Source organism: Pseudomonas sp. A39, from assembly GCF_058145955.1.
In genome coordinates this window covers 38,709-48,512 of record NZ_JBYVMD010000043.1, presented here as the reverse complement: position 1 = coordinate 48,512, position 9,804 = coordinate 38,709, and the positions used below count along the sequence as shown (strand labels likewise).

General features: G+C 60.3%; 11 protein-coding genes. 5 read left to right on the top strand and 6 right to left on the bottom strand.

The features are described 5' to 3' along the window. Nucleotides 1-631 precede the first annotated feature (631 nt). From AC3ZU9_RS25460 to AC3ZU9_RS25450, 3 genes are all read right to left on the bottom strand, one after another. Nucleotides 632-802 (bottom strand): metallothionein, encoded by a 171-nt coding sequence (locus AC3ZU9_RS25460; protein WP_012723680.1) that lies wholly within the window; start codon nt 800-802, stop codon nt 632-634. A gap of 89 nt (nt 803-891) precedes the next feature. Continuing rightward, nucleotides 892-1,344 (bottom strand): DMT family transporter, encoded by a 453-nt coding sequence (locus AC3ZU9_RS25455; RefSeq protein WP_012723679.1) that lies wholly within the window; start codon nt 1,342-1,344, stop codon nt 892-894. 4 nt (nt 1,345-1,348) lie between these two features. Then, on the bottom strand, nt 1,349-1,837 hold the full coding sequence (locus tag AC3ZU9_RS25450) for a DMT family transporter (protein WP_043205192.1): 489 nt from the start codon (nt 1,835-1,837) through the stop codon (nt 1,349-1,351). Nucleotides 1,838-1,955: 118 nt separating this feature from the next. Here AC3ZU9_RS25450 and AC3ZU9_RS25445 point away from each other — a divergent pair, with 118 nt between their 5' ends. From AC3ZU9_RS25445 to AC3ZU9_RS25435, 3 genes are all read left to right on the top strand, one after another. Further along, nucleotides 1,956-2,888: a LysR family transcriptional regulator gene (locus tag AC3ZU9_RS25445; protein WP_064054414.1), complete on the top strand. Its 933-nt coding sequence runs from the start codon at nt 1,956-1,958 to the stop codon at nt 2,886-2,888. 173 nt (nt 2,889-3,061) lie between these two features. Continuing rightward, a complete protein-coding gene (locus tag AC3ZU9_RS25440; RefSeq protein WP_224795909.1) occupies nt 3,062-3,421 on the top strand; it encodes a type II toxin-antitoxin system Phd/YefM family antitoxin in 360 nt (119 codons plus the stop codon). Then, nucleotides 3,418-3,795, top strand: a complete 378-nt coding sequence (locus tag AC3ZU9_RS25435; protein WP_012723675.1) for a type II toxin-antitoxin system VapC family toxin — start codon at nt 3,418-3,420, stop codon at nt 3,793-3,795. The genes AC3ZU9_RS25440 and AC3ZU9_RS25435 overlap by 4 nt, the downstream gene beginning before the upstream one ends. Nucleotides 3,796-3,822: 27 nt before the next feature. Here the strand turns inward: AC3ZU9_RS25435 and AC3ZU9_RS25430 are convergent, their stop codons facing one another. From AC3ZU9_RS25430 to AC3ZU9_RS25420, 3 genes are all read right to left on the bottom strand, one after another. Then, a complete protein-coding gene (locus tag AC3ZU9_RS25430) occupies nt 3,823-5,142 on the bottom strand; it encodes an Nramp family divalent metal transporter (protein WP_102060589.1) in 1,320 nt (439 codons plus the stop codon). 41 nt (nt 5,143-5,183) lie between these two features. Further along, on the bottom strand, nt 5,184-6,737 hold the full coding sequence (locus tag AC3ZU9_RS25425; RefSeq protein ID WP_490091505.1) for a DUF726 domain-containing protein: 1,554 nt from the start codon (nt 6,735-6,737) through the stop codon (nt 5,184-5,186). 296 nt (nt 6,738-7,033) lie between these two features. Then, on the bottom strand, nt 7,034-7,831 hold the full coding sequence (locus tag AC3ZU9_RS25420) for an AraC family transcriptional regulator (protein WP_012723672.1): 798 nt from the start codon (nt 7,829-7,831) through the stop codon (nt 7,034-7,036). 107 nt (nt 7,832-7,938) lie between these two features. On the opposite strand from AC3ZU9_RS25420, the gene AC3ZU9_RS25415 reads away from it, so the two are divergent. Both AC3ZU9_RS25415 and AC3ZU9_RS25410 read left to right on the top strand, forming a co-directional pair. Further along, a complete protein-coding gene (locus tag AC3ZU9_RS25415; RefSeq protein WP_043205189.1) occupies nt 7,939-8,724 on the top strand; it encodes a crotonase/enoyl-CoA hydratase family protein in 786 nt (261 codons plus the stop codon). A gap of 79 nt (nt 8,725-8,803) precedes the next feature. Next, nucleotides 8,804-9,763 (top strand): diiron oxygenase, encoded by a 960-nt coding sequence (locus AC3ZU9_RS25410; RefSeq protein WP_046036719.1) that lies wholly within the window; start codon nt 8,804-8,806, stop codon nt 9,761-9,763. Nucleotides 9,764-9,804: the final 41 nt, after the last annotated feature.

The window sequence follows — 9,804 nt, the reverse complement described above, 5'->3', positions numbered from 1 at the left end:
CGCCATCTAACGGTTAGACCGCGATCCAAATGTGGGAGGGGGCTTGCCCCCGATAGCGGTGTGTCAGTCGATTCATCAGGTGACTGATTCAGCGCCATCGGGCATCGGTATCTACACCACTCTGGGTATGGCGCAGGACCTGTGGCGAGGGAGCTTGCTCCCGCTGGCGGCCTGACAGCTCACCTGGATGTTGGATCAGACCGGGTACATATCCGTTATTTAGGTAACGGCTGCTATGGGTTCCGCCCTTACGGCGGCTCACTTTTGAAGAGCGCAAAAGTAAGCAAAACGCTCTTGCCCCAACACTCGGCACCTCGCTCACGCTCGGTGTGCCCGTAATCCGACAGGTATTTGGGGGGCCGCCGCCACGCGCCATCCATGGCGCGGGGCGGCTAAACCGGCATCCCTGCCGGTTTACCCCCCAAATCCCTGTCGAATTCCGGCCAGCGTGTTTGACGGGGCGCCTGAGATCAAAAGCGAGATCAAGAGCGACTCGCTTCGCATCGTGGTTAGGGTGGTTGTTAGAGTGCTGTGTAGATACCTCTGCTGCGATGAGGACGTGTCAATCGATGATCCAAGGTGACTGACTCACCGCCATCGCCGGCAAGCCAGCCCCACATTTTGACTGCGTTCAGCCCTTGGCCGACTTGGCGCACTCGCAACCGGTGGCCGCCGAACACGGTTCACCATGGGCATGGTGCTCGGCACAGCCCTGGCAGCAATAGCCTTTACCGTCCTTCATTACCGCGTCAACACCCAGCACACACTTGCAGTGTGGGCAGGCACAGGTCTCATCTGGCATGGTCAGACTCCTTCTTCATGGTCGTCCCGGTGCGGCGGGCGCCGGCACCTTAAGCAGTGACTGCGGCCCGTCGTCGATGGTTCAAACCATCAGTCGGTGCGGGTATTGCTGCGGTACATGAACACCAGCGCCAGCGCCAAACACGCCATTGCCACGATCCGGCTGCCCGACAGTTCGATGGCCGGGTTGCCCAGCCAGCCGAAGTTGTCGATCAGCATGCCCATGCCCAATTGACCGACGATGACCGCGACCGTGGCAACAGCCGTACCGACCACCGGCACCGCGCCGACCATCACCATCATGTAGACCACGCCGAACAGTGCGCCGGTGAGTTGCCATTTCGGCACGTCCAGCAGGCTCACCGCCTGGGCGGGTTCAAAGAACAGAATCAGCAACGCGGTAACAATTGCGCCCACCACGAAGGTCACCAGGCTGCCACGCAATACACCTACCGTTTGGCCCAGGCGCCCATTGATGGCGGCCTGCACGCTCAATACCGCCCCTGCGGCAACCACCACGACCAGTAACAGAATCAGATTCATCGCCTTAACCTCGTGCAATCAGAACAAGTGCCACCACAATCAGCGCCAGGGCAATCCAGCGCTCGCTATTGACCCGCTTGCGCGCCGCGCCAAACCAGCCGAAATGGTCGATGAGCACGCTCTTGCCAACCTGCCCGGACAAAATCGCGATCATGGTCATCGCGATACCGATATGCGGCGTGGCCAGCGTCAGCACCACCACGTAGATCGGCCCCAGGAAACCGCCGATCAACTGCCAGCGCGGCAGCTCGGACAGCGCCGGGCCCTTTTGCGGGCCGCTGAACAGCAGCAGCAAAAACAGGATCGCCGAACCGACACCGAAGATGCTCAACGTCGCCCACAAATGCCCCACCTGCACACCCAAAGGCCCCAGCAAACCCGCCTCCACCGACAGGCCCATGCCGGCCAGGATCACCAGCGGCAATAACAGCAGCCGCAGGCCATTTTTTTTCGGCTTGGCGTGCGCCACGCCTTCGAGAGAACTTGCTTGCATACATCACCTGCACATCAACAAAGGATTGGATGGCGCGCATTATCCAGTGGCCGTCCTGTGCGATAAATGGGAGCATGCCGACAACACCTTTGCGTAAAACGCACAGCCTGGAGACGTGATGCAAGGCTTGAATGAATTGAGTTTCAAGGCGCTGCGCCTGTTTGTCGCCGTGCTGGACTTTGGCAGCTTCTCCGAAGTGGCACGCCGCGAGGGCCTGGCGCCCTCCTCCATTTCCCGGCAAATACAGTTGATGGAACAGGCGCTCGGCCAACAGTTATTGTATCGCCACACCCGCGCGGTCAGCCCCACCGAGGCCGGGCGCCTGCTCGGGCGGCACGCGCGGTTGATGCTGGAACAACTGGAAGCCGCCGGCCAGGCCCTGCAGGAACAGGAAAGCGAACCCAGCGGACTGGTGCGCATCAATGCGCCGATGGTCTTCGGCCAGCGCCACATTTCCCCTTGGCTGGGCGAATTGTGCCGGCGCTACCCCAAGCTGCAACTGGATATCCAGCAAACCGACACCTACGTCGACCCACTGCAAGATGGCACCGACCTCCTGTTCCGTATCGGCGTGCTCAACGACTCCAGCATGCAGGCACGCATCTTCGCACCCCAGCGCTTTCGCCTCGCCGCCAGCCCCGCCTACCTGGCTCGGCACGGCACGCCCCAACACCCTGACGAACTCATCAACCACCAGTGCCTGGCCTACAAAGGCATCACCGGCCAGCAACGCTGGTTCTTCCGCAAGGGTCAGGCTGAGTGGACGCCTTATAGCGTCAAGGGCCCAATCACCGGTAACCACGCCGACACCCTGACCCACGCCGCCGAACAAGGGCTGGGGCTGGTGGTGTTTCCTTCTTGGTTGATCGGCGAAGGCTTGCGGGCGGGCACTTTGCAGGCGGTTCTGACGGAGTATGAAGTGGCGACTACCCTGGAGCCGCAGCAGATTGCGGCACTGTGGCCGGGCAGCCGGCGCTTGTCGCTGAAAGTGCGGACGGTGATTGATTACTTTGTGGAATGCTTTGGGGGGGTGCCGTATTGGGATCGGTGACCTGTCAGGGTCGAGGAGAACCAAGCTGTCGAAAAGAACCCAGCTACGAAGTAAATCCCCCTACAGCAATAGGTAGGTCCGTTCTGAATTTTTGGGCCAGTATTTCTCGCCTTGGTATGTTGCGGCAGACTTTGAGGGCATCTTTTTGAGAGATCTGCCATGAGATATCTGCCATGGAAGTCACGTACCAGAAAATATCGCGCCATGAGCGAGTCGCTTCAACCGGCGGTCGTGCCGTCTTTGATAGCGCACCTAGTTTTGGCTATATTTGGCCAAAATATGGGGACAACCACATGATTACCGTTCCTCTGGGTGAAGCTAAAAATAATCTGTCGAAATTGGTTGATGAGGCCGCCGCGGGCAAGGTCATTACCATTGCCAAGCATGGACGTGCGATGGCACAGCTTGTGCCCCTCGGGAAATCCAAGGGTCGGCGAATCGGAGCTATGAAAGGTAAGCTCGTCATTCCCGAAGACTTCGATGCAGCGTTGCCTGACGATCTACTGGATGCCTTTGAAGGCAGCCGTCCATGAGAGTGTTGTTGGATACCCATATCCTGCTCTGGGCGCTGACTGAAGACCCGAAGCTGTCCAGCAAAGCCAGGAAGCTGATTGAGAATGCAGCAGAGATTTACATCAGCGCTGCAACATTCTGGGAGATGGCAATCAAGGTCGGCCTGGGGAAACTCACTGTAGATCTGGAGGAAATCCGTGAGTACTGCCTCGAAAGCGGATTCGTCGAACTGCCCGTCACTTCAGAACATGCCATCGCGGTTAAGGATCTTGAGCATCATCACAAAGATCCTTTTGATCGGCTCATCGTGGCAACAGCCATGAGCGAACCGATGAAGCTGTTGACGGCCGATCCGCAAGTCGCCCAATACACGTCCTTGGCGATCCTGGTTTAGATCATTTCAATGGCTGCACCGCTTCGATCAGAACACCCACTGGCCAATCAGCCAGGCATTCGCCCCACTGATCACCGCAAACAGGAACCACGCCAACAACCGTGTCGGCAACCGATTCACGAACGGCCCCATCAACTGTTTATCGCCGGTCATGCGGATCAATGGATACAGCGCGAACGGCAACTGCAGGCTGAGCACCACCTGGCTGAGGATCAGCAGCTTGCCGATGGCATCGTCGCCCATCAGCCATACCCCCAGGAACGCCGGGATCAGCGCCAGCCCACGGGTGATCAGGCGCCGCTGCCAGCAGGGAATGCGCAGGTTGAGGTAGCCCTCCATGATCACCTGCCCGGCGATGGTGCCGGTGAAGGTTGAGCTTTGCCCGGACGCCAGCAAGGCGATGCCGAACAGGATGCTGGCGAACGCGCCGCCCACCAGGGGGTCGAGCAGGTGGTAGGCGTCCTGGATTTCGACCACATCGGTGTGGCCAGTCTTATGGAAGGCGGCAGCGGCGAGCACCAGGATCGCGGCGTTGACCAGCAGGGCCAGGGCGAGTGAACCGATGGTGTCGATGCGCGCCAGCTTGACCGCGTCCTGCTTGCTGGCCAGGTCCTTGCCGATCAGGCGGGTTTGCACGATGGAGCTGTGCAGGTAGAGGTTATGCGGCATTACCGTAGCCCCGAGAATACCGATGGCCAGGTACAGGGGCGCAGCATCGCTGATGGCCGACAGCGATGGGGTGAAACCGCTGAACACGTCCGGCCAGTAAGGTTTGATCAATACCAACTCGATAAAGAAGCACACGCCGATGGTCGCCACCAGCGCCAGCATGATCGCTTCCAGGCGGCGGAAACCGCGATTTTGCAGGGCAAGGATCAGTAAAGTATCGAAGGCAGTGATGACAATGCCGGTGGTCAGCGACACCCCCAGCAGCAGGTGAAAAGCCAGCGCACAGCCGAGCACTTCGGCAAGGTCGGTGGCAATGATGGAGATTTCCGCGAGCACCCATTGGGTGCGTGCGGAGCGCTTGCTATAGCGCTCGCGACACAGTTGCGCCAGGTCTTTGCCGGTGGCGATGCCCAACCGCGAGCACAGGCACTGCACCGCCATCCCCGCCAGGCTGGCCAGCAGCACCACGAACAACAGGCTGTAACCGTAGCGCGAGCCGGCTTCGATGGCCGTGGCCCAGTTGCCGGGGTCCATGTAACCAATGGAAATCAGCAGGCCCGGGCCGGCGAACATCAGCACGCGCTTGAAGAACGAAGCCTTGGGGTCAACGGCAACGGAGCCGGCCACTTCCGGCGGGCAAAACGGGGCGGTAGCGATTTTTGGCAGGCTGAATTTCACACGGTATCCCAGGCAAACACACTCGATAGAGACGCAGCTTATCAGTCGGACGCGACCGTGCGCATCACCGTCTCCCGTGGCAGGTCGAACGTCTCTACCACTTGCACCACCAAGTCCATTTCCTGGTTCAGCGCTTCACGCTCCATGCGCTGGCGAATCACACCAATCACCAGCACCGCCAGAGTGGTGATCGAATACGCCGGGCCGGAAAACGCACGCACCCCGCTCACCAGCAGCATCGCCGCAGCCAGGGCCTGGCCGACCACAGGAATAGCCGTGGCCGCACCACGACGCAGGATAAACCCGGTCAGCCCCGCCAGCGCCGTGCCGCTCAACGCGGTGGTGGCCGATCGGCCGACATCGAACCGGCTGAACAACCCCTGCTCCTTCTGCGCGGCGGCCTTGAGTTCCGCGTCGAACACCTGGCGGTCAGCGTTGCTGAGTTTGTCTTTGTACTGCTCAATGAGCTTCTCGGCGACCCGGGCCTCGAGCGCGGCCAACTCGACGGTATCCAGAGACTCGTCGAACTTGATACCCAGCCGTTGCACCACATCTTCGGCGATCTGGCGATAACTCACGCCGTGCCCGCGGGCCATGTTCATGAAGCTATCACCGCCCATGCGCTGCAACTCGATGGCCAGCTTGAGCGGCTCGCGAACATTGCCGTCTATAGATGCACTGCGTTTTTGCGCCATCAGTTCGGCGAGGAACTTCAACTCTTCGGGCCGCGCCTGCACCAGCGCCGGGAACAGCTCCGCGTCCTCTTCGGCAAACCGTACCTCAGGGCTGCGCTGGTCGGAACGGATCATGCCGCGTCGCTCGTGCAGCAGGTCGGTGTACTGCACCACCGTCTGCAACTGCGGCCAATAGGCGGCGTGATCGAACGTCGCCAAGTGCACGTTGGTGACCTTGGCCTTGAGCGCCGGCGTCACCGGGATCGCATAGCGGCCGATACACCGTTCAGTGTCCGGTTTCAGCGCCAAGGCCCAGTCTTTGCTGGAGTGGCAATTGATCACACGCCCTTTAAGCGGCGCCGAGACGTCGTCCCACGGGCTCGATGTGCAGATCGCCCCGCCCATCAGCAACAGATTGTCCAATGGCAGCTCGCGGGCGGTCTCAGGGTTGGCCAGCAGGCTCTTGACCAGAATGCGCGCGCCAAGGGAATGGCCGATCAGGTTGATACGCCGTACTGCCAGGGACTCGCCGTGCAGGTAGTTAGCCAGTTCAGGCAGCAGGCTCCTCGCGACTTCGTCCACCCGCGCCTCGACGCTTTTGTAGTGGTCTAGAAAATAGGCAATCGCCTTGCCCACGCCGACGGTCGCCGCGCCCAGGCTACCACCGCCGAGCATCGCGCCCATGACGTCCTTGAAGGGCGCAAACAGGTTTTCCAGGAAATGCCCCGCCGGCCAGAACAGCATCAGGTTGGTCGAGCCTTCGATGCCCGCCAACTGCGCCTTGAAGCTGCCCAGTTGTTGCCGGTTGAAGAACGCCGAATAACCGTGAACATAGAGATTGAGCACATCGCCCTGAGGCTCGCCGCACAGTAGGAACGTGGGCTTGCGGGTGCGGTGCATTTCATCCCACTGGTGCTGCATGGGGCGGTGACTCCTGGTGACAAGGGACGACGATAGTAACAAAGGGCGCGGCTCAGCGCGGTACCGCTGGGGGAAAAGGCACCACGTTGGCTAATGCCAGTCAGTTAAGGATGCACACAGTACCTGTGGCGAGGGAGCTTGCTCCCGCTGGGTCGCGAAGCGGCCCCAGCGCTTTGTTTCAAAAGACTGGGACTGCTACGCAGTCCAGCGGGAGCAAGCTCCATCGCCACGGGTTACTTTTCGCTCTTGCTGCTTCTTAACTGACTGGCATTAACCACGTTGGCCCCCTCTTCCTTTCAGAAGATGGAAGCGGCCTTGGACTTGGCCAGGTAACGCGCCGGTGAATCCCCCAGGTTACGGCGAAACACCGAGGTGAACGCACTGGAGCTGCTGAACCCCAGCTCGAAGGCCACATCGGTGATGGACGAGCCATGGCTGAGCCGTGCAGTGGCCTCCAGCAGGCAGACCTGTTGGCGCCACGACACAAAGGTCATGCCCGTGCATTCACGAAAATTACGCGTGAAGGTACGCCGGCTCATGCTCGACCAATCGGCCATCTCGCCAATCGAGATTTTCTGCGTGGGCGCGTCAAGGAAGCGCTGACAAGAACGGGCCAGGCGCGATTCCGAAGGCAGCGGCGCACTCAACGGCAACTCGGGCATCGTGCCGATTTCATCGATCAGCAGGGTCAGCACGCAACAATCACGCACGCTGGGCGAGGCCGATGGCCCAATCGCCAGCGCCGCTTCCAATAGATGACGCAGCAGCGGCGAGACGCCAAACACCTGGCAATAGTCCTGCAACCCGGCGCGCCGGGCGGCGGCGTCGTCCAAGTAGGTGTTGAGCATCACCACGTCGCCGCGCATGTGCATCTCATGCGACACCCCACCCGGCACCCAGATCGCCCGCTGGGGCGGCACGACCCAATTACCCAGGTCGGTGAACATTTTCAACGCGCCTGTGGAGGCGTAGGCGAACTGCCCGCGTCGGTGAGTGTGGCGTGGAAATACTGTCCCAGACGGGTACTCGCGCAACGTCACCACCGCTTCGGGGCTGTCCGGTTTGTAAGGCGAAAAGGTGAAGGTCGGCGGCATGGCCCGATTTTGTCAAAGTATGACCTGACATAGCAAGCGGGCCATCACACCGCCACCTAGAATCATCGCTCCCCAAGTTGGGCTCATATCGAAGGGATATTCGGAAAATGACTGTCAAAAACTACTTGGACGTACGCGTGGACGGCGCTGTTTTGATGGTGGGACTCAACCGCCCGCAGAAGCGCAACGCCATGTCGCTGGAAGTCATGCACGAACTGCGCGAGACCTTCACCCACATCCCAGAAGGCATTGGTGCTGCGGTGCTCTACAGCACCAGCCAGCATTTCTGCACGGGGTTGGACCTGTCGGAAATCCGCGACCAGTCGGTCATCGATAACGTCCAGGCATTTCGCGAATGGCACAAGACCTTCGAACTGATCCAGTTCGGCAAGGTGCCCGTGGTAGCCGCCATTACCGGTGCCGCCATCGGTGGCGGCCTGGAGATTGCCACCGCCTGCAGCCTGCGCGTGGTCGATGACAGCGCCTTCTTCTCGCTGCCCGAAGCGATGCGCGGCCTGTATGTCGGCGTCGGCGCCTCGGTGCGCTTCCCACGCATCGCCGGCATTGCCCTGATGACCGACATGATGCTCACCGGCCGCACGCTCTACGCCAAGGAAAGCTACGAGCGCGGCGTGGCCCAGTACCTGGTGCCGGTCGGCCAGGCGGTGCTCAAGGCCACCGAATTGGCGCACAAGATCGCCGGCAACCTGCCCATGACCAATTACGCGGTGACCCATGTGTTGCCACGCATTGTTGATCAAAGCCAGCAGGACGGGCTGATGACGGAAGCCTTGATTGCCGCCGTGGTGTCTTCCGACACCCGCACACAGGATCGCCTGGCGGATTTCCTGGATCGCAAGAAGGACAAGATCCAGACCGCGCCAGCGGTGTAACTCCCGGTCGTGAACGTTGCCGAGCGCACCTCGGCAAACCATGGATGGCCTTCACAACTCACTATCAACCGGTGAAACCATGTTTCAGCACAGCACTCAAGACGATCTTTATCGCAGCAATGACGCGACCGATGAACGATTGATCAAAATCGAACGCAGCTGGCACAAACGCGCACAGATCAAGCTCGACTCCCAACGCCCGGATATCCAGCTTGACCTGCAAGCGCCGGACTTTCTCGAGGCCCTGTTACCTTTCGCCCATGACCCGCACTACCAACACTACCCCCATGCCCTGAAGTTGCTGATCCTGTCGGCCGGCTGGGTGATCTACAACCAGAAAACCATCGCCATCGAAACCGAAATCATCTGCCCGTCCTGCATCGACCTGCTGCAGCTGGGCTCGCGCCTGAGCTCGGCCAGCGCCGCGACGATTTCCGAAACCCTGGCGGATGAGGCCTACCACACACTGTTCTCGATCAACATGTGTGAGCTGGCGATTACCCAGCGCGGCATGCGCATTAAATGGCCGGAGCTGGAGCTGACCCGCCACCTCAGCCAGGCCCAGGCCACGATGTCCGAGGCGGACTTCAAAATCTACCGCCTGGCGTTCTCGCTGGTCTCGGAAACCTTTATCAGCGACTACCTGGCCGACCTCAGTGACGCGCCGGACATCCAGCCGGTGTTTCGTCACGTGGTGGCCCTGCACAAAAAAGACGAGCTGGTGCACAAACACATCTTCCCGCTGTTCGTGCAGCAGGTGGTGGGTGACTTTACCCCGCAGCAAACCACGCTGTTCACCCGCGGCATCGCCAACTCCATCCGGATCTTCCCGATGCGCGAGATTTCGGCGTGGCGAATCATCCTGCCGCAGCTGCTTGAAGTGTTCGGTGATCGCTCACTGCTGTTGCCGACTCAATTCACCGAGACCGGCGAAGCGGACTACTCGGCCATGCCCGAGATCCTCAGTTCCATCGGTATACGCCCCGAAGCGGTGCTGCCTGAGCTGCATGGGATGAACGAACCGGTCATCACCGTTTGAACCCAGCGTGTCGCTGATCACTACAAATTCAATAGAGTAAT